30 protein-coding genes are annotated in these 25584 nt (G+C 49.9%); 10 read left to right on the plus strand and 20 right to left on the minus strand.

Annotated elements, in window-relative coordinates:
* Positions 1–105: 105 nt before the first annotated feature.
* Positions 106–483, minus strand: a complete 378-nt coding sequence (locus tag ACM5Q9_RS01220) for a DUF423 domain-containing protein (protein ID WP_418142915.1) — start codon at positions 481–483, stop codon at positions 106–108.
* 211 nt (positions 484–694) lie between these two features.
* Between ACM5Q9_RS01220 and ACM5Q9_RS01225 the strand changes: the two genes are divergently transcribed.
* The 6 genes from ACM5Q9_RS01225 (at position 695) to ACM5Q9_RS01250 (ending at position 5534) form a co-directional block, all read left to right on the plus strand.
* Entirely contained in the window at positions 695–1117 is a 423-nt protein-coding gene (locus tag ACM5Q9_RS01225; RefSeq protein ID WP_418142916.1) for a hypothetical protein, read from the plus strand.
* On the plus strand, positions 1110–1709 hold the full coding sequence (locus ACM5Q9_RS01230) for a zinc ribbon domain-containing protein (RefSeq protein WP_418142917.1): 600 nt from the start codon (positions 1110–1112) through the stop codon (positions 1707–1709). Before ACM5Q9_RS01225 ends, ACM5Q9_RS01230 begins: the two co-directional genes overlap by 8 nt.
* A gap of 72 nt (positions 1710–1781) precedes the next feature.
* Positions 1782–2144, plus strand: a complete 363-nt coding sequence (locus ACM5Q9_RS01235) for a zinc ribbon domain-containing protein (protein ID WP_418142918.1) — start codon at positions 1782–1784, stop codon at positions 2142–2144.
* Positions 2145–2201: 57 nt separating this feature from the next.
* Positions 2202–3062 carry a zinc ribbon domain-containing protein gene (locus ACM5Q9_RS01240; RefSeq protein WP_418142919.1) on the plus strand — a complete coding sequence of 287 codons (861 nt, stop codon included), beginning with the start codon at positions 2202–2204 and terminating at the stop codon, positions 3060–3062.
* 215 nt (positions 3063–3277) lie between these two features.
* Positions 3278–3496: an LPXTG cell wall anchor domain-containing protein gene (locus tag ACM5Q9_RS01245; protein ID WP_418142920.1), complete on the plus strand. Its 219-nt coding sequence runs from the start codon at positions 3278–3280 to the stop codon at positions 3494–3496.
* A gap of 247 nt (positions 3497–3743) precedes the next feature.
* Entirely contained in the window at positions 3744–5534 is a 1791-nt protein-coding gene (locus ACM5Q9_RS01250) for an aminopeptidase P family protein (RefSeq protein WP_418142921.1), read from the plus strand.
* On the opposite strand, the gene ACM5Q9_RS01255 is transcribed toward ACM5Q9_RS01250, so the two are convergent.
* A complete protein-coding gene (locus ACM5Q9_RS01255; RefSeq protein ID WP_418142922.1) occupies positions 5531–6586 on the minus strand; it encodes a YeiH family protein in 1056 nt (351 codons plus the stop codon). The two genes, ACM5Q9_RS01250 and ACM5Q9_RS01255, sit on opposite strands and share 4 nt — an antisense overlap.
* Positions 6587–6684: 98 nt before the next feature.
* Here ACM5Q9_RS01255 and ACM5Q9_RS01260 point away from each other — a divergent pair, with 98 nt between their 5' ends.
* Positions 6685–7566, plus strand: coding sequence for a LysR family transcriptional regulator (locus ACM5Q9_RS01260; protein WP_418142923.1), 882 nt, complete (start codon positions 6685–6687; stop codon positions 7564–7566).
* A gap of 51 nt (positions 7567–7617) precedes the next feature.
* Here the strand turns inward: ACM5Q9_RS01260 and ACM5Q9_RS01265 are convergent, their stop codons facing one another.
* The 11 genes from ACM5Q9_RS01265 to radC form a co-directional block, all read right to left on the minus strand.
* Positions 7618–7833, minus strand: coding sequence for a DUF2061 domain-containing protein (locus ACM5Q9_RS01265; protein WP_418142924.1), 216 nt, complete (start codon positions 7831–7833; stop codon positions 7618–7620).
* 239 nt (positions 7834–8072) lie between these two features.
* Positions 8073–8240 (minus strand): 50S ribosomal protein L33, encoded by a 168-nt coding sequence (gene rpmG / locus ACM5Q9_RS01270; protein ID WP_003810296.1) that lies wholly within the window; start codon positions 8238–8240, stop codon positions 8073–8075.
* Positions 8241–8286: 46 nt separating this feature from the next.
* Entirely contained in the window at positions 8287–8523 is a 237-nt protein-coding gene (rpmB, locus tag ACM5Q9_RS01275) for a 50S ribosomal protein L28 (RefSeq protein ID WP_169294136.1), read from the minus strand.
* A 293-nt stretch (positions 8524–8816) separates the two neighbouring features.
* Positions 8817–10007, minus strand: a complete 1191-nt coding sequence (locus tag ACM5Q9_RS01280; protein ID WP_418142925.1) for a multidrug effflux MFS transporter — start codon at positions 10005–10007, stop codon at positions 8817–8819.
* Complete coding sequence (locus ACM5Q9_RS01285; protein ID WP_418142926.1) at positions 9985–11391, minus strand: MATE family efflux transporter; 1407 nt, start codon at positions 11389–11391, stop codon at positions 9985–9987. The genes ACM5Q9_RS01280 and ACM5Q9_RS01285 overlap by 23 nt, the downstream gene beginning before the upstream one ends.
* Before the next feature lie 5 nt (positions 11392–11396).
* Positions 11397–13139, minus strand: a complete 1743-nt coding sequence (locus tag ACM5Q9_RS01290) for an ArnT family glycosyltransferase (protein ID WP_418142927.1) — start codon at positions 13137–13139, stop codon at positions 11397–11399.
* Between the two features lie 134 nt (positions 13140–13273).
* Positions 13274–13540, minus strand: a complete 267-nt coding sequence (locus ACM5Q9_RS01295; protein ID WP_169294139.1) for a type B 50S ribosomal protein L31 — start codon at positions 13538–13540, stop codon at positions 13274–13276.
* 177 nt (positions 13541–13717) lie between these two features.
* Positions 13718–14038 carry a hypothetical protein gene (locus ACM5Q9_RS01300; protein WP_418142928.1) on the minus strand — a complete coding sequence of 107 codons (321 nt, stop codon included), beginning with the start codon at positions 14036–14038 and terminating at the stop codon, positions 13718–13720.
* A gap of 132 nt (positions 14039–14170) precedes the next feature.
* Positions 14171–16597: a zinc-ribbon domain-containing protein gene (locus tag ACM5Q9_RS01305; RefSeq protein WP_418142929.1), complete on the minus strand. Its 2427-nt coding sequence runs from the start codon at positions 16595–16597 to the stop codon at positions 14171–14173.
* Between the two features lie 12 nt (positions 16598–16609).
* On the minus strand, positions 16610–17068 hold the full coding sequence (locus tag ACM5Q9_RS01310) for a hypothetical protein (protein WP_418142930.1): 459 nt from the start codon (positions 17066–17068) through the stop codon (positions 16610–16612).
* A gap of 564 nt (positions 17069–17632) precedes the next feature.
* Positions 17633–18310, minus strand: a complete 678-nt coding sequence (gene radC, locus ACM5Q9_RS01315; RefSeq protein WP_418142931.1) for a RadC family protein — start codon at positions 18308–18310, stop codon at positions 17633–17635.
* A gap of 75 nt (positions 18311–18385) precedes the next feature.
* On the opposite strand from radC, the gene ACM5Q9_RS01320 reads away from it, so the two are divergent.
* Genes ACM5Q9_RS01320 through maiA form a run of 3 tightly spaced genes read left to right on the plus strand, consistent with a single transcriptional unit; the run spans position 18386 to position 20437 of the window.
* Entirely contained in the window at positions 18386–18832 is a 447-nt protein-coding gene (locus ACM5Q9_RS01320) for an FKBP-type peptidyl-prolyl cis-trans isomerase (protein WP_418143144.1), read from the plus strand.
* A complete protein-coding gene (gene ispH, locus ACM5Q9_RS01325; RefSeq protein WP_418142932.1) occupies positions 18832–19773 on the plus strand; it encodes a 4-hydroxy-3-methylbut-2-enyl diphosphate reductase in 942 nt (313 codons plus the stop codon). Before ACM5Q9_RS01320 ends, ispH begins: the two co-directional genes overlap by 1 nt.
* Positions 19774–19789: 16 nt before the next feature.
* The gene (gene maiA / locus ACM5Q9_RS01330; RefSeq protein WP_418142933.1) at positions 19790–20437 is read left to right on the plus strand and encodes a maleylacetoacetate isomerase; all 648 of its coding nucleotides are present in this window, start codon (positions 19790–19792) and stop codon (positions 20435–20437) included.
* Here the strand turns inward: maiA and ACM5Q9_RS01335 are convergent.
* The 7 genes from ACM5Q9_RS01335 to ACM5Q9_RS01365 are packed head-to-tail and all read right to left on the minus strand — an operon-like array spanning position 20419 to position 25485.
* Positions 20419–21018, minus strand: coding sequence for a Maf family protein (locus ACM5Q9_RS01335; protein ID WP_418142934.1), 600 nt, complete (start codon positions 21016–21018; stop codon positions 20419–20421). The two genes, maiA and ACM5Q9_RS01335, sit on opposite strands and share 19 nt — an antisense overlap.
* Before the next feature lie 27 nt (positions 21019–21045).
* Positions 21046–21516: a 23S rRNA (pseudouridine(1915)-N(3))-methyltransferase RlmH gene (gene rlmH, locus ACM5Q9_RS01340; protein ID WP_418142935.1), complete on the minus strand. Its 471-nt coding sequence runs from the start codon at positions 21514–21516 to the stop codon at positions 21046–21048.
* Between the two features lie 10 nt (positions 21517–21526).
* Positions 21527–21931 (minus strand): ribosome silencing factor, encoded by a 405-nt coding sequence (gene rsfS / locus ACM5Q9_RS01345; RefSeq protein ID WP_418142936.1) that lies wholly within the window; start codon positions 21929–21931, stop codon positions 21527–21529.
* A gap of 29 nt (positions 21932–21960) precedes the next feature.
* Entirely contained in the window at positions 21961–22548 is a 588-nt protein-coding gene (gene nadD / locus ACM5Q9_RS01350; RefSeq protein ID WP_418142937.1) for a nicotinate (nicotinamide) nucleotide adenylyltransferase, read from the minus strand.
* The gene (gene hemF / locus ACM5Q9_RS01355) at positions 22548–23456 is read right to left on the minus strand and encodes an oxygen-dependent coproporphyrinogen oxidase (protein ID WP_418142938.1); all 909 of its coding nucleotides are present in this window, start codon (positions 23454–23456) and stop codon (positions 22548–22550) included. Before hemF ends, nadD begins: the two co-directional genes overlap by 1 nt.
* A gap of 1 nt (position 23457) precedes the next feature.
* Positions 23458–24735: a phosphoribosylamine--glycine ligase gene (gene purD / locus ACM5Q9_RS01360; RefSeq protein WP_418142939.1), complete on the minus strand. Its 1278-nt coding sequence runs from the start codon at positions 24733–24735 to the stop codon at positions 23458–23460.
* Positions 24736–24750: 15 nt separating this feature from the next.
* Complete coding sequence (locus tag ACM5Q9_RS01365) at positions 24751–25485, minus strand: YebC/PmpR family DNA-binding transcriptional regulator (RefSeq protein ID WP_418142940.1); 735 nt, start codon at positions 25483–25485, stop codon at positions 24751–24753.
* Between the last annotated feature and the right edge of the window lie 99 nt (positions 25486–25584).

Below are 25584 nucleotides of genomic sequence, written 5' to 3' on the forward strand. Positions count from 1 at the left end.
AAGTCTTGCTTTCGCTAAATTCGCCAAAGCAAGACAATAAAGCCCTGATTCGGGCAGCAAGCCTAAAAAGAACCCTGTCTTGCCGTGGCAATGTGCGGGGTTTTTTTAGGCCTGTTTTTTCAGGGCGGCCAAGGCCAGTAACAGCCAGCCAACCAGGAAACTGACCCCGCCAATGGGGGTGATGGCGCCCAGTGCCGGTGTGTTGGTGATAACCAATAAATACAGGCTGCCGCTAAAAATCACGATGCCGGCCACCAGAAAGCGGGCGGCCCATTTTTGCAATACCGGCGCAAGATAAGCACTGGCGCTTACCAGTATGAACAATCCCAAGCTATGCGTCATTTGATAGAGTACACCGGTATGCCACACTGCCAGTCTTTCTGGGCTTACCATGGCTTTCAGGGCATGGGCGCCAAACGCACCAAAAGCCACCGAAACCAGGCAACTGAGCGCGGCAAAAACAAGATAGAAACGGGCATTCATTTGTATTTCCTTCAATTTCAGATATAAAGCTGGAAACACTATAAGACGATCTGTTAAAAAATTCCACGGTTTGCGTTTTTTTGTTAAAGGTCCGGGTTGGCTATGTTTGGTTTACAATCCTTTGAGCTGTTTTCAGCTATTTTTAAATTTTTTACGATTGCGGCGTCTGGTCCTGACGCAAGCAGATAAATCCCCGTTTGTCAGGAAGGAAATGGGCATTAAAACCACACCCGGGCACATTTTGCTTCGGCTGTCTTCTTTGTTGATGCTGTTTTTTGCCTTGCCAATGGTATGGTGGTGCTTGAGCTTGATTAACAATGCCGCATTAGCCTATGACAATGCCGGGATTGGAAGTTTTGGAGCGGCAATGTTGTATGTGTTTTCCATGCTAACGGCCATGGCCGGCATGAAGTGGCGATGGCAATCTGCCGGTTATTGCTGGTGCCGGATGCTGGCGTATGTGCAGCTGGCAGTGGCCTTGGTGTTGGTGCCTTTGCTTGGCCCTTATGCAGTACTCACGTTGCCGCCGCTATTTATCTTGACCATTTTGTACTTGTTTGGTGTGGGATGGCGTGAAAGTAAAAACCTTGAAAGGACGGCCAAGGAGTTGGAAGATGGTGGCAAAAATGAATAATAACAAAATCCCCCTGTTGATTCTTTTTCTAATCTACGGCGCCCTGTTGTTTGCCACGTATGTCAGTTTGAGTACGCTTGCCCTGGGGATTTGGGGAGAAACGACGGTGGGTACGGTAAACAGTTATGATAGCCGGCTTGATGACCGCAGGGCAGGAGAAAACCGCTCCCGTACTATTTCCAAGGGCTATACATTCAGGGTCTCGGGCAAGGAGTATTCGGGTTATGTAACCTATCTGAGTGATGAAGCCTGGCCAAGGCTGGTCAACGGGCAAACACGATCCGAGCGGATCAGTTATTTACCTTTTTTTCCCTACATTAATAAACCCAGCGCTTTGGTTGAGTTTGACGAGATGGGAGAGTTGGCCATCATTTACCATATTCTCGCGCCCTTTGCTTACCTGTTCCTGTTCAAGTTGGTAAACGGTACCGTAAAGCGACAGAAAAAAGCCAGCCACCGGCCTGCAAGACAGCCTGGCTCAAATCAGCTGAAAGTAAGGAGCGATGCAAAAAAGTTTTGTACAAACTGCGGTAGTCCATTACCGGCAGATGCGCAATTTTGCCCCAATTGTGGCACCCGGACTTCTGCTTGATGATCTTCCCTTTAACGAAACCGCTGCAAACGGTGTGACAATTTACTATTTAAATAAAAAAGGAATTTATAGATGAAACAGTTTACCTCCTTGCTTGACGCCGCCGAATATGCGGCAACCCTTTCTGCAGGCTGGTGCTTTGCCAATACGATTGAAACCTATGATAAAGATAATCTGCTGGTGCTTGCGGAAACCAGTGATGCCGAGAACCCTGTTGATGAGGATAGCTTCCACGTCGTCTCCGCAGGTGGCTCGATTGGCTTTTGTGAAGACGGCGAAGAGATCGACTGGCTATTTATTGCTGACGCTGAAAAAGATGCCGTTCTGCCCGAGGCTTGTTTGGAAACGCCTCAAAATAACTTCTGTCCGCAGTGTGGGCACCGTCTCACACCTGGTGCCAATTTTTGCGATGAGTGTGGCACAAAAATTAACTAAGACTGCGTTTTTCGGCTGCTTGCAACCATTGCGCCGATTGAGAAAAGGAAATCAGTAATGCACTGTACAAATTGTGGTGAGCGTTTGCCTGATGACGCCAAGTTCTGTGGTTATTGTGGCACAAAGATTCCGACACCTTTCAAGGCTCCAGCCCAATCTGGGCAAGCAGCCTATTCAGAACCGGTGAACCAGCCAGCAGCTCAAAAGGGCAAGGGGATAATGAAGGCCATTGCTGGTGCTGCAGTGGTTGTCATGGTAATAGGCGCGGTTTTATTGATCAAGCCCGCATTTTTATCACCCGTATCGGAAAGTAAACCGCAGGCGGCTTTGTCTGCTCAGGCTGAAACCGTTCAATTGCCATTGCCAGATACCGAGCCAGTCAAGCCACGCTTTGCTGACAGCAAGAAAGTCAAAGAAAATATTACAGAGCGTATTAAAGAAAACACAAACGTGCCGGTTAATGGAATAAGCCTTTCTACCGAAGCGCGTCCCACCATTAATGACTTCCGGTGGTTTTTGGATGGCGTTGAAAAGAACGGTTTGCCACAGGGCATCCTGAAGGAAACCGATTTTAATAATCTGGCTGCCAGCTGGAAATGTTTGTTTATTTATGACCCGGAAGGACTGGACACTGGCAGGCTTTATGATTTTCTGACGTTCACCCTTTCCGGCGCAGAAGGCAACGGTGCGATTATTCTTGACTGGTCTCATATGTATGCGGGTGATCAGGATATTGATGAAACCACGATGGAAGACACGGTGCTGAACATGAACTGGGATAAGGGGACCTTGTACGGATATGGACCCATGAACATTAGCATCAAGCAGTTTTATTCTTATAAGGGCGCCCAATACGCGGTGGGTACCCTGACGTTGCCAGACGGTACGGCAGGGCTTGTCGCCATGACGCGGCCTTAAACAGCATCGGCTGTCAGTGTCGCGTGTGGTAGGCAAAATGGCGGGCAGGAGAAGTTAAAAGATATAACCCTCAAGATGGGTGAGCCGTTAACGTTAAACTTTGACCGTTTTATTACCGATAACGACCCAAGGCATGATCGTTATGCGGAAATCAGCGGGTCAATTAAGCTGGCACTTCCCGTACTGAACATGTCAGCCAGCCTTTCGGCAAGGCAATGAACGCTGATGGGAAAACCAGCTTGAACGGTTATGGCACTAACGAGGTTTTCAAGTTCTTGCTGAGCACCACACCGTCACTCAGCGGTGCAAGTACCACTTATGCTCATGGAGAGGCGGGCGAAACGAGTATTTTGATTCCCGTAAGCCTTGCAATTGTCATTATAGGTGGCGGTGCGGTGGTGGCCTGGAAAAGAAAAAAAACTAAGCAGACGTAGAAAAAAGAGGAGCAAAACCGCTACGAAATGTGCATTTGCAAAGATTTTGGCGATACCATACGTCAAATTGGATAGTGCTTTTTGCCATGCCCCTAAAAACAGTCGGCAATATTTCATAGGCCTTATGTTTTTTTGTCTGGCAGGCTCTTACTGTTTTTTCTTTATGATAAACACAAATGAAAAAACGAATTTATTATTTATTGTGCAGGTGCCTGTTGCGGGCCTGCCGACTTGTTGGTGATAGAAAATGAATCCATGCAAACAAAGAGTTGCGCGCTTGCGTGAACAGATGAAAAATCGAGGTCTTGATGCCTATATTGTGCCGTCTGCCGATCCGCATTTATCCGAATACCTGCCCGAGCATTGGCAGGCCAGAACCTGGTTGAGCGGGTTTGACGGTTCGGCGGGCACCTTGCTGGTTACGGCAAATTTTGCCGGCCTATGGACAGACAGCCGTTATTGGGAACAGGCCCAGGCCCAGCTTAAAGGTAGTGATATCGCCCTGATGCAACAGGGACAAGATGGTGTACCCGACATGGATGATTGGCTGTGCACAGAATTGCAGCCTGGCATGAAAGTGGGTGCCGACGGTTTTACCTTAAGCATGCGTTTAGCCCAGGATTTGCAGTCTGCCCTTGAGGGTGTTTCAGTGCGGTTTTCTTGCAATGAAACATTGCTGGACAATATCTGGCCAGACAGGCCTGCCTTGCCGCTAGAAGCAATCTATGAACATGAGGCGCCTTTTGTTTCACAAAGCAGGGCTGAAAAACTGCAGCAAATCCGCAAGGGCATGGAAAAGCTGGGGGCGCAGTGGCATCTGCTTTCTTCTCTTGATGATATTGCCTGGACCTTGAACTTGCGGGGTTCTGATGTCTCTTATAATCCGGTTTTCCTGTCTTATTTGCTGATTGGCCCTGAGCAGTCAGAACTGTTTGTTGATGCGGCCAAGCTGAGCCCTGAACTCATTGAAAAACTGGCTACCGACCGGATCAGCATTAAGCCTTATGAGAATATTGGTAATGCCCTTGCAGCCCTGAAAGATAATGAAAAACTGCTGATTGATCCGGCCCGGACCACGATTGGCATTTGCCAGGCTGCGGCTTCACTGAAACGGGTAGAGGCACTGAACCCTTCGCAGTTATTGAAGTCACGTAAAACCGCAGCGGATATCCAGAACGTGCGCAACGCGATGGAGGCAGATGGTGCAGCCCTGTGCGAATTTTTTGCCTGGTTTGAACAGGCCATGGCCAATGGTGAAGCCGTGACCGAAGTGACGATTGATGAGCGCATTAACGCAGCCCGTGCTCGGCAACCGCATTTTGTCTGCCCCAGTTTTGCCACCATTGCCGGTTTTAATGCCAACGGTGCCATGCCCCATTATCGTGCCACCCCCGAATCGCATGCGGTCATTGAAGGCAATGGTCTGTTATTGATTGATTCTGGTGGCCAATACCTGAATGGCACCACTGATATTACCCGGGTGGTGCCGGTAGGCCAGGTTTCTGAAAGCCAGAAGGCGGATTACACCCTGGTTCTGAAAGCCATGATTGCTTTGTCGCGGGCGGTTTTTCCGGTTGGATTTCCAGCGCCTTTGCTGGACCCGATTGCCCGCATGCCCTTATGGCAACAGGGACTTGATTTTGGCCATGGGACAGGGCATGGCGTGGGCTATTTCCTGAATGTACATGAAGGGCCGCAAGGGATTTCCCATCGCGGTTATCGCAATCTGAATACCGGCATGCAGGAAGGCATGATTACGTCCAATGAGCCGGGACTGTACCGTCCTGGTCAATGGGGGATCCGGATTGAAAACCTGGTTTGCAATGTATCGGGGGGGGAAACCGAGTTTGGCCGTTTTCTTAAATTTGAGACCTTGACCTTATGCCCGATTGATACGCGTTGTATTGCCACCCATATGCTGGATGAGGCAGAGCGAAACTGGCTGAACCAGTACCATGAACAGGTAAGGAACCGGCTGCAGCCATTGGTGGATGGTGCAGCCTTGCAATGGTTGTTGGAAAGAACCCGGCCGCTTTAAAGCTGGTTCATGCCATACTGGACCAGCAGGGCGCTTGTTGCTACGGCTACCCATACGCCCAGTCCAAGCAGGATGGGGCGGATGCCTGTGCTGGCAATTTTGCGCAGGTTGGTTGACAGGCCAATTGCGCCAAGAGCCATGATGATCATGAATTTGGCGCTGCCTTCCAGCCAGGGCAGCAGTGCTTCGGGGAGTAGTCCGGTGCTGCGTATGCCCGAGGCAACCAAAAACCAAAGGATAAACCAGGGAAATATTTTGGCCAATGCCACTTGGGGCATGCCATTTTTTTTCTGGTGCCAAAACTCAAGAAAAACCAGGAACAGGCAAATGGGGATAATAAGCGTGGCCCTAGTCAGCTTGACGATGGTGGCGTAATCACCGGCCTGCTGGCTGTATGCGTAGCCGGCGGCCACCACAGAGGAAGTGTCATTGATGGCGGCACCCGCCCATAAGCCAAAACCGTAATCGCTTAATTGCAGCATGTGCCCCAAGGCTGGAAATAGCAAGACAGCGATGATATTGAAAAGGAAAATGGTTGAAATGGCATAGGCGGTTTCATGGTCTTCGGGCTTGATAATGGGGGTAACGGCGGCAATCGCCGAGCCACCGCAAATGGCGGTTCCGACTCCGATAAGGGTGCGTAGTTTGCCATTGATGCCCAGTAATTTACCCAGCAAGAGGGCGCTTATAAATGCCACCGAGATCGTGACGAATGTAACCGCGAGGGATTCACCGCCTGTGCTGACAATTTGATCAAATCCAAGGCCAAACCCCAGTAAAATGACAGACCATTGCAGGATTTTTTTACTGGCAAATGTGATGCCGGGTTGCAGGGTGGTGCGTACACCCACGGTATTACTGAATAGAATACCCAACACAATGCCAAAAACCGGCCCGCCAATAACAGGTAGCCATTTTCCGGCCAACCATGCAATCATGGCAATGCCCAACACCAGCAAAAGGCCGGGAAGCAGGCTGTTTTTCTGCCTGAACAAGCCCTGTTTGCCTTTTGATGAGCTAAGTTGTGCGTTAACAGTGTTATATGCCAGCATAATCAATACTTATATGTTTATGAATTATTGATATATTAAACTCATGTTAAATATAAATAAAGATAATATAATTTATAAATAGAATAAGGATTTCTTATATGATTTCATTCAGTCCAAAACAGTTGGAAGTTTTTGTGGCCATTACCTTACAAGGTAGTGTCAAGGCGGCTGCCAAGGTACTGCACTTAACCCAGCCAGCAGCCAGCATGGCTTTGGCTGAACTTGAAAAACAGCTGGGCTCATCTTTGTTTGACCGTGATAAAGGACGGCTATTCCTGAATCAAAAAGGCAAGGATTTGCTGCCACTGGCCCAGGAAATCCTGGAGCGTATGCGCGAACTAGAGCAGCGTGCCAGTGATGCACAGGACACCTTGCGGGGTAATTTCAGGGTAGGTGCCAGCAATACAGTGGGCAATTATCTAGTGGGGGATTTGTTAGGAAATTTTGTGAACCGGCATGAAGAAGTCACGGTGCATTTGCAGGTTGCCAATAGTGATGAAATCGTCAAGGGGGTCCTTGAGCACTCGCTGGATGTGGCTTGCATAGAGGGCGAGGTGATTAATGCGGACATCGAGTCGATTGCCTGGCGTGATGATCAATTGCAGGTTTGTGCCCGGCCTGATCATCCGCTTGCGCTTAAAAAGCAATTGCTGGAAAGTGATTTTGAAAACCAGCGCTGGATTCTACGGGAACAGGGATCTGCGACCCGGCTGTTATGCGAGCGGGAATTGAGTCGTTTGCCTAAAGGGCATATTGTCATGGAATTGGGCCAGGTAGAAGCCATTAAACAGGCAGTCATTGCCGGGTTGGGTATTGCATTTTTGCCCAAGGTGGCGGTTACCTATGCCATACAATCAGGTCGTTTAAAACGGCTTGAGACGCCTTTTTTAAACCTGGATAGAAAACTCTCCATCATTTACCATAAACAGCGTTATCGGGGACGCCTGATGGATAACTTTCTGTCTATGGTAGGTATGTAGCAGGGAGGAATTTGTATTTTACCGATTGGCCAGTTTTTTTGAAAGCGGGCTTTAGCTGGCCAATGCGGTATCAGGGTTGCTTTTACTTAGACGCATCCGGATTTTTTTCCATGCCCGGTCATGCAAGGGAAGCAACAGAACATTGCAAACAGGTTCCACAAGGGCGGCCAGTCCACCTACTGATGCAGAGCCTGTAAAAATAAAGGCAACCGTAAAAGCTACGCTCATGTGCATTAATGTCTGGCTGATTTTTTCGATGATGATCATTTTGGTTCCCCATGCTTTATCCATGGTTTAGATGATAATGATTCTTATTTGCGAAGTAAAGTGGAAAATTTAAATTATCTCTATAGCTAATGTTAATTGGCTATTATTTGATATTGTAAATTTATATTGAAATGGTATTTTAGTGGCTTGAGTGGCGGCAGGTGTCTGGTACTGGCAAGTGATGGTCGTAGAAATAAAAACAGCCCTTTGAAAGGGCTGTTTTTGTAAGAGAACAAAGCTTATTTCAGTTTTGTTTCTTTGTAATCAACGTGCTTGCGAGCAACGGGATCAAATTTTTTGATCAGCATTTTTTCTGGCATGTTGCGTTTGTTTTTGGTCGTTGTGTAGAAGTGACCTGTGCCAGCTGTAGATTCAAGTTTGATTTTCTCGCGAATACCTTTTGCCATTTTAAGCTCCTGGGAATAAATTCAGAAAATATTTAAGCACCCAGGCTTAAACAGATTGACCATTGGCACGCATTTCAGCCAAAACAGCATCAATGCCTTTTTTGTCGATGGTGCGCAGTGCGTTTGTGGATACGCGCAGGCGAACCCAACGGTTTTCGCTTTCAACCCAGAAACGACGAGACTGCAGGTTAGGCAGGAAACGACGTTTGGTTTTGTTGTTAGCGTGAGAAACATTATTACCGGTAATGGGGCGCTTGCCGGTTACTTGGCATACTTTAGCCATGATTAACACCTCGTTAAGTTATAGGCCCAATTTTTGGCTCGGGCCAGCCTTCTGGAAAAATTTATTGCCTATAGTTACAGGTGCATGTTTATACATGTGCCCTTTACAATAAGCTAAGCCAATAATTCTAATACGAAAATCATGTTGTTAGCAAGTTATTACGTATTTCCCTGATAAATAAAGGGAAATATGTGGTTTTTAATCCGGTTTTGCGTTATGGCCGGATTGGCTAGCCAGCCAAGTTTTCCTGGCATGGCCCCTTCCAGGTACTGCAGATTGAGCAGGAACAGGCTTCAGGCCCGCCCGATGAATCTACCGCAAATAAATGAAATGCCTATGCACACGAACAGGCTGGTGAACAAGGGCAGGGCGGTGCCGGTTTGCCAGCTGCTAACCAGGCTGCTGGTTAGCGTGCCAAACAGGAATTGCATGCAGCCCATCAGGGCTGAAGCAACCCCCAGGCGAGCACCTTGCTCTTTCAGGGCAAGTGCCGTTGCATTAGGGTTGATGACACCCAGGCAGGCGCTAAGGCAGAACATGCAAATCACGAACAGGGGCAAGTTGATAAGATTTGTGAGGGTAAGCAGCAAGCCGGTGGTGCAACTGATCAGGCCCAGCAGTAGCGCTACTTTAAGAACCTTAAGCGAGGCATGTTTGCGCAGCATGCGAACGCTGACTTGAGAGCCCATAATCAGGCCGGCGGCATTCAGGCCAAAAAAGAAGCCGAAATTTTCGGGTGAAATCCCAAACTGGGTAATAAAAATAGTGGGTGAGGAGGCAATGAATGCAAACAGGCCAGCCATGCCCAGGCCACCGGAAAGGGCAAAAGCCATGAAGTTGCGATGGCAGAGCAGTCCAAAATAATTGCCACTAATGGTTTTTGCGCTTAGCTTGACGGCTTTTTCAGGTTTAAGCGATTCTTCTAACTTGGCAAGGCAAAGCGCAATTAACAGCAAGGCAACCACCAGCATGATGGCAAACAGGCCGCGCCAGCCAACAATGGGGCCCAGGAAGCTGCCTGCCACCGGGGCCAGCACGGGCGCCAACCCCATAATTAGCATTAACAGGGACAAGGCATGCGCGGCATCCTGGGTATTGTAATGATCCCTGATAACGGCCCTGGGGATGACAATGCAAGCGGCGGCACCAAAAGCCTGGATGGTACGCGCAACCAGGAGCATTTCAAAAGAAGTGGAAAAGGCGCAGCCTATGGTGGCCAGCAAGTACAGGCCCAGGCCAAAAAGCAGCGGTTTTTTCCGGCCATAGCGGTCGGTGACGGGGCCGATGAACAGTTGGGCTAGTGACAGGCCCAGCAGGTAAGATGAAACCGTGAGCTCAATCTGGTTTGGCGATACTTGCAGATCCTTGGCAATCACTGGGAACGTCGGCAGGTACATGTCAATGGTGATGGGGCCCAGGGCGGTAATCAGGGCCATCAGAATCAGCCAGAACGGGATCTTATTACCAAGACTTTCTTTTTGCATAAATTACTTTCCAATACCAGGCATGTAAAAAAATTGCGCAGATCAGCAGGCTAAAGCTGCACATGATCCATAAGCTGGAGACCCCGACGGGCGCGCCCGGCGTGAGCAAATTATTCAGGGGCTGCAAAAAGCCGGTGCCGCTGCCAAAACCAAAGTACCAACCACCACCCAAACCCAGTCCCAACAAGAGCATTGTTTGCAAAAGGAAGGGAATGGTGGCAATTTTATAAGCACGCAGAATATAAGTAATCATGCATTGCATGGTATCGGAAAAGTGCAAAAGCGGAATAATGGTGAGCAAGGCGCCGGCTACCAGAGCCACCTGGGTGTCTGAGGTATAGGCCTGGATAATAAACGGTTTGCCCAGTAAGACAACCGTAATGCTGATGCCTGCACCGATCAGGCTGAGAAACAGTCCGCTGGTGGCTATTTGATGGGCAAACCGGAAGTTTCTTGCCCCCACCGCACTGGCTGCCAGGGAAGAAGTGGCAATACCCAGTGACAGTGGCATCATGTATAAAATGGAGGTCAGGTTTGATAATACCTGGTGGCCGCCGGAGACAAAGGTGCCTTCCCTTGCTGCCAGCAAGGCCATAAAGGTAAAAGCGCTGACTTCAACCAGATAAGAGCCCCCCATGGGAATGCCAAGCTTCAGGATTTCGGCCAGGTATTTTCGTTCTGGACGACCCAGGGTTAAATTGAATTGACGATAAAAGGGATTGTTGAAAATAATCCACAAGCCGGCGAAGAACATCAGCCACGAGACGATGGCGGTTGATGTGCTGGCGCCTGCGCTACCCAGTGCGGGCAAGCCAAACTGGCCAAAAATAAGCAGCCAGTTCAGCAGGGCTTTTAAAACAATACTGAACAGATTGATTTGCATGACCAGTTTGGGTTTCTGCACGGCAGTGCATAAGGCATAAACCGCGCGAAACATCAGGGACGCAGGCAAGGCAATAAAAATAATGCGCAGGTAAATGGCCACTTCCTGGCGTACATGGTCAGGTACATCTCCGGACATTGATAACCAGACTTCGGGAAACAGCAGAACCAGTCCACCCAGTAAAGAAAGCGTGAACGATAGCCACAGGCCCTGGCCCCAAAAACGGCCAATTTCTTCTTTTTTATTTGCTCCCGATAATTGGGAACAGATGGGGATTAGGGCATGTACCACGCCCATCAGTCCTATATTGACCGTAAGGAAAATGGAGGTGGCTAGTGCCATGGCCTGCAGGGAGTCGGGGCTGAAGTGCCCCAGCATCATGCTGTCCATGACGGCAAAGGCAATGCCTGCCCATTGGCTGATCAGGATCGGCCAGGCTTGCTTCAGGATGTGGCCAATGCTGTCTGAAAAAGAACGCCCGGTCTTGTTATTAACTGACATGAAAATTATTTATCCAGGCGTAAAAGAAGGAAAACCTCATCTTTTTCGGATTTGCGTGAGCCTTGCCAAAGCACGCTGGCATTGTCGGTATACGGCAGGGTTTGTTCTTCCAGGTTTTTGCGTGCGGATTGCAGCAAAACCAGCTTGCAAGCCGAGTCATAGGTAAAGGAGATATTGTCAAAAACCCGGAAGGCGGCACGTTGGCCCAGGCCAAGACCGTGCTCGCGCACGCACTCACCCGGTTTTACATGGGTATCCATCACTTGTGCAAGCTCGTGGGAAACCTGTTTGTAACTGCGGTTGTAGTTAATCGAAGGAAGCCATAGTAATGCCAGTAACAACCAGGTGCAGGTAAGGCCGGCAGCCGATAATATCAGGCCTCGCCATAAGGCTTGTGGATTGACGCGCAGTCGCCACGATACCATCGAATACCAGAGTATGCAGACAGCGATGGAGGCAATGACAGTCAGTGGTGAGATTTGCGGCTCATAGCCGGTCAAAAGGCGGGTAATATTGTGATTGATTTGTTGGGGCCAGCCAAAATGAAGGGCAATCCATCCAAGCCAGACTGCAATCATGGACAACGAGAGGACCATGATAGAGAACCAGTCCTGGGTATTGATAATGTCACGGCGCAGGGTTGGAATGGACATGGCAGCCAGTACCGCAAATGGAACGGTAAGCATGGCATATTCAGGCTCAAAGGCGTTGTTGACCAGGGCGATGGTTAAAAAACTGCCCAGGACCAGTGTGCCTGGTATGAAAATATGGGGAGCACGGAGCCACTTGCGCCAGTTCCAGAGGGCGATCAGGGCAAATGGCCAGGTTGGCCAGGTAAACCAGAGCAGGTCCCTGAGCGATTTGAAGAAAAATCGTGGGCTGCTGAACCCGAACGAAGAGTAATTCCAGTATAGCCAGCTTGAGGTCCAATAAGGGTTGCTTGCCTTGGCAGGAATAAACCAGGCTAAAAAGCAGCCCGCACCCAGTGCAAGGGTAATCAGGAAAGCCCTTTTGTCGCGGGCAGTGTAAACTTTGGACAGCAGGGCGCAGGCAATTACGAATAGAATGGGGGTGGCACCAATAAAGCCATGGGTCAGCAGCGTGCCAGCCAGGGCCAGGCCAAGAATAATACTGCCCTGTATGGGGTGGTCCAGCATTCTGGCCAGGCCATAAAAGGCAATGGCAAACAGGGCCAGAATCAGGGGGAACGAGGAAGTTTCGTGAATCGGGATGATAATGCCGATGGTTGCAATGATGAACAGGAATGCAACATCAGCAAGCATGCGGCCATAATCGCGCGGGTGCGGTTCGCCGCCAAAAGGCAATGGCAGTGGCTGGCATTCTGGCCGGCGAGCCAATAAATAGGTGCCGTGCCATACTCCCCACAAAAGCAGGAAGAAGTAAAGGAAATTGGGCAGGCGTGCTGCGGTGATTTGGGCGCTTAAAGGATCGGTGAACAAACCAAATAAAGGGCTGAACAGGGCAATGAAAATGGCGCCAATCCAGGTGGTAAGCGGACCTTCCTGGGCAAAAGCAAAGTTGCCAATTTGTGGCAATAGCCATGCTGATTCGCGATAGGCATCAAGCATGGTGGCCAGGCCGGTCAGGTCATCGGTTTTCCAGGGGTCACGAAAAAAAAGTCCGGCAAAAATATACAGCACCCCGACAATCAGCAAGGCGACACGGGGAAGTTTGCGTGTGGCCGGTTCGGTCAGGCGGGCAGGGGTGGTTTGTTGGAGTAAGGACACAGAATGCAGAATATTAGTAGAGTTGGATTTAGCAATCGGATTGAACGCTTATTAGACCATAAAAAAAGCAGCCTTTATCAAGGGCTGCTTTTTTTGAAAAAAATCTGCTTGGGCAAATAAATTTGCCGTGATGCTTAAGAAGATTTTTTCAATGTACCTGCTGTACGTGCGAAGCGGGCACGGAACTTTTCAACACGGCCGGTTTCAACAATACGTGTTTGTGCGCCTGTGTAGAATGGGTGAGATTCTGATGTTACGTCACATTTGAACAATGGGTATGTTTTGCCATCAAGTTCAATGGTTTCACGAGTGTTAACGGTTGAACGTGTGATGAATTTAGAACCGGTTTGCAAGTCGACGAAAACGACTTCGCGGTAATCTGGGTGAATACCTTCTTTCATGGGGTTTCCTTGGTTAAACGGGTCGCCAGCTCTCAGTCTTTCCTGAAAGCAACGTATCCAAAAAATCAGGAGCAAATTTTACCATAAATTTAATGATTGCCAGCTATTTGCCAATTTGTGGCCAGACCTTGACGGGGCATGGCGGGCAATCCAGTAGTGAATTTGCAACAGTATGACTCAGGAAGAATGAATCGACATGCCTGGAAGGTCTACCACCACGCGCATGGAGTCAAGCGCCAGGGCGTAATGACGGGCCAGTTCTTCAGCGGCTTCTTCGTTGTCGCTTAACCAGTCATGGCCAAGGGTGTCGGTAATGGCCAGGATGCGATCCAGCAAAAGCACTTTGCCACTGGGTCTCAAGGGTTCACAACCCAGTTCTTCCCATTTGTTGGCAATCCATTCGCGGGATTTTTCCATGTTCTCGGGGCCGTGCTCGATACTGGTATTGATTTCCAGAGATTCTTTTGGGCTAAAAATAAAGGTAACATCACAGCGCATATTGATCTCTCACGTTTAATGGGTGGTAAAGAAGTTAACCATAGTCACTATATATGAGTTTAACCGTCATGTGAATGACAATTAAGCCGTAAAACCTTCTTCTTCATTGCTAAGAAGAAGGTTTTTTGTTGATTATTTCATGCGAAAGACATTGCCAGTTGCTGTATATTGATATCCCTCTCCCCGCCTCAATAAAATATAGTCAGCCCCATACTTAGGTCCATCCTTCCCTTCAGATTTGTCACGTGCAATTAGCTTGATGCCATTGGGGAACCACTTGTGTTTTTCAATGATAAGTGTACGCTCTACCGGATCAAATACACAGCCGGAAATACTGTAATCTGACGCTTTTAGCGTTGTGTGTTTTTCCCCAAGGCCCATATAAAATCCACAGGTGTTTGCATCTATTATTTTAATGGCAACATCAATATATTGATCATAACCTGGTTTTTGTTGCCAATAGCCCTCAAACCATTTGGCCTTTATGTTCATTTTCGTGTTGCCCAGATGGATGATTGTAAGCTTTTGGGTTACCTTAAATTCCTGCGTCAGTACAGGCGTACCCTTGAAATTGTTATCGCCTTTGTTCCATACACGAAGTTGGGTAGGAATGCCTGCCTGTATATAGCCTAAGATAGTGGCGTTAAAAGATACACGCCCTTGCTTATCTAGTACTGCTGTCCATCCTTCCTTTATAGATTCGCCAGGACGTGATAACGTGACAGTGTAGCCAGCATATTTACTCTTTCCACCGTTAGGAATGTCTTCAATAATTTCAAATTCCAGTGGTGCGTTAAGCGTGTCCCGCAGCGCTTTGGCATTGTTACTGAGGCTCTTACGGGCATCGTAGTGTATCCGCTGTACGACATCCGCTAAGACAGGCTGGAGTTGTTTCCCTAAGCGTGCCACGTATTGTTCAATGGCATACAGCTTGGCAGCGTCTGTTTCAGGTAAAAGTCCTGTGGTGTAAGCGTGAAGTCCAGCCTGATTGGTCGCGACATGCTGCTCTTCCGGATTGTCGAAGAAGTAACGGGCGCTGAAATTTTCCATGATTGCACGGAGCGCAGTGTTGAACTTTTTCGGGTCGTCCCCCCGATTTTTATAAAGCCTGATGATTTTTTCGTACCACTCGGCGTCTGTCCATGGATGGATTTCTTCGTTATAGGCAATGACAACCTTAAACAGTGCATCTTTGTAGGTCTGGTCGGCTGCAATCATAAATTTGTTAAGGGAATAATCCAGCGCAATAACCCCTAGCATAGAGAGCTGCACCATACCGGTAGTGATTTTTTTATAATCCAGTACCGCCGTGCCCACATTGTAGGCCAGTTTATAGGCCTCTGCTGCAACGGTTTCGGCAGATTCGTTACCTTTATATGCCTCTATCATGGTGTCGCTTAGCGAGAGCGCAGACAAACCTAGCAGCATATGACCGCTTTTTTCCAGTACATTAGCCACTTGTGTATAACCGCTGCCTTGAGCCGCTAGCTCAGACACGTCGGTTAGCCAGCCCGTTACGTCATGTAGCAGCTCCGCACCCGGCTCGCTTAAATCGTTACTAGTGGGTCGTGTAACACCCAAATACTCTTCAATAGATAAGTCATAATCCATGTGCATCAGTTGTAAATAAAACTGTTTCAGCAAGCTATCGCCAATTTCAATAGATAAGTCATAATCCATTTGCATCAGTTGTAAATAAAACTTTTTCAGTAAGCTATCGCCAACTTTACCTGGCTTTCCGCTCTGTTCAAACTCGCGCAGTATGGCCAGTGCGGTTTTGTTGTCTAGAGGTTTGCTGCTAAATTTGGATAGCATGGCGTAAGGTGTGCCTGCGTTGCGCAGGGTTACGGTGCCGTAGTCGGAGAGATGGTCAGTAGTAATGACGACCACATTATCTTTTGTATTGACGATGTGATTTACCGGCTCCCATTCATCCGTTTCCGGATTGTAATATTCGGCCAGTACAGATCCTTCCTCGTTGTTAGGGTCTGTTTCACTTTCTTTATAAGGCAGGGTGAGGGTGATGAGGCCATCAAACTCGTTGCGTTCGCCGGCTGTAATGCTATAGGCCCTGCGTGTTCCACCCTCAATGCTATTACTGTCAGCAGGTAGCTCCTTCACTGTGATTTTTTCACCGCTCATTGCGTTATATGCGCCGAAATTCACCGCTACGCCGCTTTGGGTCTCAATGCTTGTCTGGCCCGCCTGCAAGGTAAAACTGTGGCTGTTGCCGATGCCACCACCCACTAGAAACCCTGGCCATCCGTAGAGCCCCACTGCGGCTACTTGGATGACAAGCAGAACGGAAAGCACGATGCAAAGCGTATTGCGTCCGCCGTTTCTTTTTGCCGGTTTGGGGTTTGTTTTTTTTGATGCCGCAACAGGAAATATGCTGCTTTGGGACTGATCCTCGGTTTTCAATTGTGGTGGCGGCACAGGTTTTGGCTGTGCCATGGGAGCGGGATTCGCGGGCGCTTCAGGAATTGCCGTGCCGCATTGGGAACAGAAGCGGTCGCCGGTATTAAGCGCTTGGCCGCAGTTTATACAGTATTTCCACATTTTTGTACCTTCTTATGGTCGCACTAGCGCTACAAGCGCCGGTATCCCGTCGGGCGTATCCATCGTTCCAATGGCGTATTGTTTTCCGTTTTGCTCATAAAACTGTGTCAGGTGTATTGTCCCCGCACCGGAAGCCCACAAACCGCTGTTTTCCCATTTGCCGTTGAACACACTGTCTTCCATGTTGCTTTTATCCAGGCGTTTTCCTTCATTGGCCAAATAACTCTCATACCAGTCAAGGGTCACGCTTAGATTCTTCGCCGTACCCGTAAGGACGATGTTAAGAAATTCCATTCCGCTTGCGTCGTACTCGTTGTTAAGGTCATGAACAATAAGCGCTTTCCAGCTCCCGGTCAGCGGGCCTATATTGTTGATGATAGTGGCATCGGATGGCACGCCTTCATAAGCCACACCTTCTGTGTACCAGAGAAAATCCCCCAAATTGGGGCGTTTCCTCGTGGATAAGCTCACGCTTGTTTCCTTTGGCGCGGGATTATGGCCGCTGTCCATAGTCACAAGCGGGGTTTCTGTCTTAGGAGAAGGTGTGACAGGCGCTTTTTGTACCACCTGCTGCACAGGGGATTCTTTTCCTGTTGCTGGCCGCAGATTAGGCGGTATGGTTAGAATGCCTATCACAAACATCAGTAGATTGGCTGTGATAAGTATTGCAGGCAAGATTTTATGACTTCTGCCTGTAGATGGTATATGGTCTCTCATGGATATGCCTACAGTTTTTTCTCGGGTTACTCAGCCGTTTCGCCGATGCCATAATACTTGCTTTTTTTCTTGGTTTTTTATCAGGGTGTTGATGAGCTCCGCATGGCTGCCTGCATTGTATCTTGAAAAAAACATTTCTTGCCTGTGTTTTAGCGGTATTGGCACCGATGAATAAAACCTTGGCAGATTGCCGATTGGTTTGACCATCGTAAAGCGCAACCAGGCGGGACTTTATTCTTTGCACTTTGCTAATGTTAGGCAGTTTTGGTTTGAGCTACCTAGGGTTCCAGGATGAGTTTATAAGTTGATTTAAACAAATTAAATATGGCCGCTTTCAGCTAGTGAGACCGCTTTGTCTGCCGCTACAATCAGGTGATCTAGTAATTTGATATCGACCAGTTGCAATGCCTTCTGGATATGTTTGGTCAGGGAAATGTCGGCCATGCTGGGTTCTGGAATGCCTGAGGGGTGGTTGTGGGCAATAATGACCGCTGCTGCATGGTGCTTCAAAGATGACTTGACAAGTTCCCTGGGGTAGACCGAGGCCTGGGAAAGAGTGCCTTGTGATATTTCTTCGCTGCAAATAAGGCGGTAGCGGGTGTCCAGATAGATGGCCATGCAGTGCTCAACCTGAAGGTGGGCCAGTTTGCTGCTGCAATAAGCCTTGACCTTATGGGGGTGATCCAGGGCATTGCGCGATTGCAGTTCCTCTTCCAGGGAGCGTTTTGCCAGTTCATGAATAGCCAGTAACTGGCATGTTTTGGCATTACCCATGCCTTTTACCCGTTGTAGCAGGGCAATATCCGCGGCCAGCAGGTTGCGCAGTCCGCCAAATTCGTTTAGTAGCTTGGCCCCAAAATTAACGGCATCGCAGCCGCTGGTGCCGGTTCGCAGCACAATGGCGAGCAGTTCTGGCGTAGTTAAAACTTCGGGGCCATGACTGATCAGGCGCTCTCTTGGGCGTTCCTGATCGGAAATAAAGCGATAAGTTGACATAACAGTTAAAATGATGATTTTCAGACACCATTAAGGTGACAGATTTTTATCGGGAAGTCAGAGAAAGTGAATCATATTGTCCATGCCAATTCTTATATAACCTTGCACTACCGTATTACCCTGGCTTCTGGTCCGGGTGCCGGTTCGGTGTTTATGGATACCTTTACCGGTAACCCTGCCACGCTCTTGATGGGTTCCAATCAATGGCTGCCTGCCATGGAGGCGCCATTGTTGGGCAAACAAGAAGGCGATGAATTCAGCTTTACCCTTACGGCAGCGCAGGCTTACGGGGAAAGAAACCCCGAGCTTTTGCAGCGGGTTACCAAAGCCTTGCTGGCCGAACATGCAGGTGAAAACGCCACTTTCGAAAGTGGTGACATGGTTGAATTCACGGCGCCCAATGGGGGGCGTTACTCAGGTATTTTCAAGGAGTGGGGCGATACCTGGGCGCTGTTCGATTTCAATCACCCTCTGGCAGGCATTGACTTGAAAGTGGATGTTTCCTTGTTAGGGGTCATGTAATGACGGCAGGAATGGATATTCTTCTTGCTGAGCCCCGGGGCTTTTGTGCTGGCGTTGATCGCGCCATTGATATTGTGGTGCGTGCCCTTGAATTGCATGGTGCACCCATTTATGTCCGGCATGAAATCGTGCACAACCGTTTTGTGGTGGATTCCCTGCGCAAGCAGGGGGCCATTTTTATCGATGAGCTTGATGAGGCGCCTGCCGGTTCAATAGTCGTATTTTCTGCGCACGGGGTTTCCAAGGCTGTGCGCCAGGAAGCCCAGGACCGTGGCTTGAAAGTATTTGATGCGACTTGTCCATTGGTTACCAAGGTGCATGTTGAAGTCAGCAAAATGCATGCCGAGGGCCGTGAAATTGTCATGATCGGGCATAAAGGGCACCCTGAAGTCGAAGGTACATTGGGGCAAGCCCAGGGGCATATGTATTTGGTGGAAACACCCGAGGATGTACAAAACCTGGTAGTTGAAAATCCGGATAACCTGGCTTATGTTACCCAGACAACCTTGTCTGTTGATGATGCGGCAGTGGTTGCCGATGCCTTGCGCAAGCGTTTCCCCAATATTGTGGCCCCCAAGAAAGCGGATATTTGCTATGCTACGCAAAACCGTCAGGATGCCGTTAAGATCATTGCCCCAGAGTGCGATGTGTTTTTTGTGGTGGGCAGTGTAAACAGTTCAAACTCAAACCGCCTCAGGGAAGTGGCCGAGCGTTTGTCTTGCCCTGCTTACCTGATTGACGGCGCCGAGGCAATCCAGCCGGAATGGCTGGACAATGCGCGGCATATTGGTATTACGGCAGGTGCCTCTGCGCCCGAAGTGTTGGTCCAGGAAGTGATTACCCGTTTACGGGAACTGGGAGCGGTTTCGGTCAGAAAAATACAGGGTGCCGAGGAAAATGTTTCGTTTCCTTTGCCCAAAGAATTATCACGTAAAAAATAATCAGGAGATTTTTAGGATGAAGTTATATGGCTATTATCGCAGTTCTGCTGCCTATCGCGTCAGGATTGCGCTTAACCTGAAAGGGCTGGAATATGAGTCCGTGCCGGTTCACTTGCTAAAAGACGGCGGCCAGCAATTAAGCCATACTTACCGGGAGTTGAACCCCACCGCACTGGTACCTACTTTCACGGATGAAAATGTCAGTATTGGTCAGTCATTGGCCATTATCGAGTATCTGGAAGAAGCCTATCCGGCCACCTTCCGGCTGTTGCCCGACACCTATGCGGCACGGGCCAGGGTGCGTTCATTGGCGCAGTTCATTGCCTGCGATATTCATCCTTTAAACAATTTGCGTGTCCTGAAATATTTGACCCGCACGCTGGGTGTCAGTGAAGAAGCCAAAAATGAATGGTATTTGCACTGGGTCCGCGAAGGTTTTGACTCGCTGGAAAAAATGCTGGCCTCATCCAGCCAGACCGGCAAATTCTGTCACGGTGATACACCAACCCTGGCTGATATCTGCCTGGTGCCTCAAGTGGCCAATGCCCGTCGGTTCAATTTGGACCTGAGCCCTTATCCCAGCATTGTGCGCATTGATGCCGCTTGCAACAAGGAAGAGGCTTTCATCAAGGCGGCACCGGCCAATCAGGCTGACGCCGAATAAGCACGCCGCAGTAAGCGGCAGGTTTCAAACAGTGGCAGTCCCATGACGCCACTGTAACTTCCCGAGATGTGTTCAATAAATACGGAAGCCAGGCCTTGTATTCCATAGGCCCCGGCTTTTCCGTTTGCTTCCCCGCTGGCGCAGTAGGCAATGATTTCCTCTTCTTCCAGCGGTTTCATGCGGACTTGGGTAATAGAGACATCGTTAAAGTATTGCCCTTGCCAGGCCACCACAATCGCCGTATGGACTTCATGGGTTGAGCCTGATAGTAGGCCCAGTATCCTGCGGGTATCTGCATCATCTATCGGTTTGCCCAATACCTGGCCGTCAAGAATGACGCAGGTGTCGGCGCTCAAGACAGGTTTTGGGGCAAGTTTCTGTTCTTTAATAAAATCGCAGGCACGCATTGCTTTTTCCATGGCTGTACGCTGCACATAGAGATGGGCCGGTTCGCCTGGGTGTTGCGGTTCATCTTCACCCGGTGGTGTGGGTACACGCAGGATTTCATGGTTTACGCCAATCTGGTTTAACAGTTCGTGGCGGCGCGGACTGGCAGAGGCCAGGTAAAGCGAAGGAGGCATTCCGGGAAGCATATTAAATAAAGAAAATCAGGCCCTGTGATAGGGGTGGTTAACCAGGATTGCCCAGGCACGGTAGAGCTGTTCGGCCAGGACAATGCGCACCATCGGGTGGGGAAGGGTCAAGGAGGAGAGCCGGATCATGCCGGAACAGCTTTTTTTCAATTCGCTGTCCAGGCCATCGGGGCCGCCAATCAGGAAGGCCACATCCTGCCCACCGCTACGCCATTGGTCCAGGCGGGAAGACAGATCCATGGTGGTCAGGTCTTTGCCATGCTCATCCAGAGCGATGCGCAATGCCGAAGCCGGGATGGCGGATTCTATGCGCCTGGCTTCCGCCTGCATCATTTGCTGCGGTGTTTTCCCCGTGGTGCGGGGTTCGGGTTTGATCTCTTTCAATTCTATGGCGCAATCGGCCGGCATGCGCTTGGCATAATCTTCCCAGGCGGTTTCTACCCAGGCCGGCATTCTTGTGCCCACAGCGATCACAATCAACTTCATGATGTTGGCTCTAGATGTTTGGGTCGTAGGCCTGATCGGGAGAAATGACTGGGGGTACCTGGGTGGATTGTGGTAGCAACTTGACGTGTACCGGTTTGTCACCCCAAACTGCTTCAAGGTTGTAGTACTGGCGGATAGCCGGTTGCATGCAATGAATCACGATATCGCCAATATCAAGCAAGACCCATTCGCCGGTATCAGTGCCTTCATAAGCGATAATCTGGATGCCATGCTTGCGTACTGCATCAGCGACACTTTGTGCCAAAGAGCGGGTTTGGCGGTTTGAGGTGCCGCTGGCAATAATGACACGATCAAACAGGCTGGTGAGGTGGGTGGTATTGAATACCTTGATGTCCTGGGCTTTGACGTCTTCCAGGGCATCAATCACAATGCGTTGAAGTTTTTGTATTTCCATAATAGTTCTGTAGTAATAATCTTAATGATTCAAATATAAAGTTTATGTTGCCTGATGTAGGCAAGGACCGGTTTTGGCAGGAACCGGCTGACGTCCTGTTGGTTTGCAAGACGCTGGCGGATATCGGTTGAGGAAATATCCATGGCTTCAAATGACAGTGTAATCAGTTTTTTGCCTTTTTGTTGCAGTTTTTCCGCCAGTAACTGAGGGATTTCAAAGGGATGGGTGTTTCTTTGGGCGACCACCAGGGTGACATGATCGAGAATTTTTTCCCATTGGTGCCAGGTGCAAAAATTGGCCAGCTGGTCGGTGCCCAGAAGCCAGTAATAGCTGGCACTGGCCGGCAAGGCTTTCAGGGTGTCTATGGTGTAGGTGGGGCCTTCACGGGTAATTTCAATATCGTTGATGACCATGCCGGGATGACCGGCAATCGCCAATGCGAGCATTTCCAGACGGTCTTGGCCACTGACTGCCAGTGCCTGCTTTTGCCAGGGATTGCCGGCAGGGACAAGCTGTACCTCGTCAAGCGAAAGTGTTTTAAGGGCGGTTTGGGCCAAGGCAAGATGTGCGTTGTGAACAGGGTTGAAGCTTCCACCGAGGAGGCCGATTTTTTTCATCAAAGCCAATCTCGGGGCGTCAGGAAATCGTAAAGCCGGGCCTCAGCCGAACCGGGCTCGGGTGTCCAGTCGTAGCGCCAGCTTGCGGTAGGCGGCATGGACAGCAGGATGGATTCGGTACGCCCGCCTGACTGCAGGCCAAACAGGGTACCCCTGTCCCACACCAGGTTGAATTCTACATAGCGTCCACGGCGATAGGCCTGGAAATCACGTTCTTTTTGACTGAATGCCAGGTTTTTGCGTTTTTGGACAATTGGCAGGTAGGCCTGGGTGAAGGCATTGCCGGTGGCCTGGACGAGGGCAAAGGATTGTTCAAACCCAAGGTCGTTCAAGTCATCAAAAAATATGCCACCCACACCACGGGTTTCATTACGATGCTTCAGGAAAAAATAGCGGTCACACCATTCTTTGTATTCCTGGTAACGTGTGTTGCCAAACGGCTCAAGGGCGTCGTGACATGTCTGGTGGAAATGCCGGGCATCGCTTTCGAAGGCATAGTAAGGGGTCAGGTCCATGCCACCGCCAAACCAGAAAACATCCTTTTCAGCAGGCTGGCCAGCTTTGGCCACGAACATCCTGACGTTCATGTGCGTGGTGGGAATATAGGGGTTGCGCGGGTGCAAGACCAGTGAAATCCCCATGGCTTCCCAGGAACGGCCAGCCAGTTCCGGACGGTGTGCGCTGGCCGAAGGTGGCAGCTTTTCCCCCATGACGTGGCTGAACAGCACGGCACCGCGTTCAAAAACATGGCCGCCCTCTATATAGCGAGACAGGCCACCGCCACCTTCAGGGCGCTCCCAGGCGTCTTGTGAAAAGGTAAGGCCGTCTTCTTTTTCGAGTGCATTGACAATGGATGACTGCAGTGAATGAAAATACTGGCTGACCTGGTCCAGGGGAATGTGCTGCATATTACTTTAAAGCCCTCCAGGCGATATCGCTGCGATATTGCTGGCCGTCAAACTTGATTTGTTTAACGGTTGCATAGGCGGTTTCGCGTGCCTGTTGTACCGTGTCGCCTAGGGCGGTTACACACAATACCCGACCACCTGAGGTTAGCAACTGGTCGTTTTGCAGGGTAGAGCCGGCATGGAACGTGACACAATCTTTTTGTGCGGCCGGAATGCCGGTAATGAGATCGCCCGTGCGGGGTGTACCGGGATAGTTGTATGAGGCCATGACAACACCCAGTGCCGTGCGTGGATCCCAGCTGATGCTGGCTTGGTCAAGCTTGCCTTGTGCCGCTTTCAGCAGGGTGTCGGCATAGTCGCCTTGCAGGCGCATCATGATGGGTTGGGTTTCAGGGTCGCCCATGCGGCAGTTGAACTCAAGGACCTTGATACTACGCTCTTCGTCGTTGCCGTCACCGATCATTAAACCGGCATATAAAAATCCGGTGAAAGTGATGCCGTCTTTTTCCATGCCCTGGATGGTTGGATAAATGACTTCCTGCATGATGCGTTCATGCAGACGATTGGAAACGATGGGGGCTGGTGAGTAAGCACCCATGCCGCCAGTGTTGGGACCCTGGTCGTTGTCGAGTTGACGCTTGTGGTCCTGGCTGGTTGCCATGGGCAATATGTTTTTGCCATCGCACATCACGATGAAGCTGGCTTCTTCGCCGGCCAGGAAACCTTCGATGACCACACGAGCACCGGCAGCGCCAAGGCTACCGTCACCCAGCATGGCATCCACCGCTTCATGTGCTTCTTCCAGGGTCATGGCTACAACCACGCCTTTGCCAGCGGCCAGGCCGTCGGCCTTGACAACGATGGGGGCTCCCTGTTCGTTGATGTAGGTGTGTGCCTCTTCTGGAGAAGTAAAAGTGGCATAAGCGGAAGTGGGGATGTTGTGGCGAACCATGAAGGCTTTGGCAAAATCCTTGGAACTTTCCAGTTGTGCGGCAGCCTTGGTAGGACCAAAAACGTCCAGGCCCTGTTCACGGAACAGGTCAACCACACCGGCAGCCAAAGGTGCTTCGGGGCCGACAACCGTCAGGTCAATGCCTTCGGTTTTGGCAAAGGCAGCCAGTTCATCAAGCTTGGTAATGGCTACATTCTTGAGTAGCGGGTCAAGGGCGGTGCCGCCGTTGCCAGGCGCCACAAAAACATCGGTCACCTGGGCAGACTGGGCAATGCGCCATGCAATGGCATGCTCTCGGCCGCCATTGCCAATAACGAGTACTTTCATTGTTGGATTTTCGCTTTATTCTTCTGTTTCATCAAAAACAGCGGTTGTATAAACTTCTTGCACGTCATCAAGACTTTCAAGCTGGTCAAGGATTTTCTGCATTTTGGTGGCATCGTCACCGGTCAGCAGGGTTTCATTCAGCGGCTTCATGACGATGGCTTCCATTTCGGGCTTCAGTCCGGCTTCAATGAAGGCGTCACGCACGGCAGCATACTGATCGGGAGGGCAGATCACTTCGACCATGCCGTCTTCATCGGTCTGGATGTCATCGGCACCGGCTTCAAGGGCCACTTCCATGATTTTATCTTCACTGGTGCCCGGGGCAAAAATGAATTGTCCGCAATGCTGGAACATGAAGGCGACAGAGCCGTCCTGGCCCAGGTTGCCGCCGTGTTTGGTTAAGGCATGGCGTACATCGGAGACGGTGCGCACGCGGTTGTCTGTCATGCAGTCGATAATGACGGCAGCACCGTTTATGCCATATCCTTCGTAGCGGATGGATTCGTAGTTGTCGCCATCGGCGCCACCGGCACCACGGGTAATGGCGCGCTGGATGTTATCTTTGGGCATATTGGCAGCGGTAGCTTTATCCCATGCCAGGCGAAGCGCTGGATTGGCACTGGGATCTGGGCCGCCAGCACGTGCTGCAACGGTAATTTCACGAATGATTTTTGTCCATATCTTTCCGCGTTTGGCATCCTGGCGACCTTTCCGGTGCTGGATATTTGCCCATTTACTATGTCCGGCCATATTAATAACAGTTAAAGTAAGTTAATCGAATCTGAGATTTTACCCTGAGTGCAGCAAACTTTTATAGAATATGGATGGTTTTTCTAATGTTTTGCACTT

This window comes from Advenella sp. RU8 (genome assembly GCF_048381675.1).
In the GTDB taxonomy this organism is placed as follows: domain Bacteria; phylum Pseudomonadota; class Gammaproteobacteria; order Burkholderiales; family Burkholderiaceae_B; genus Advenella.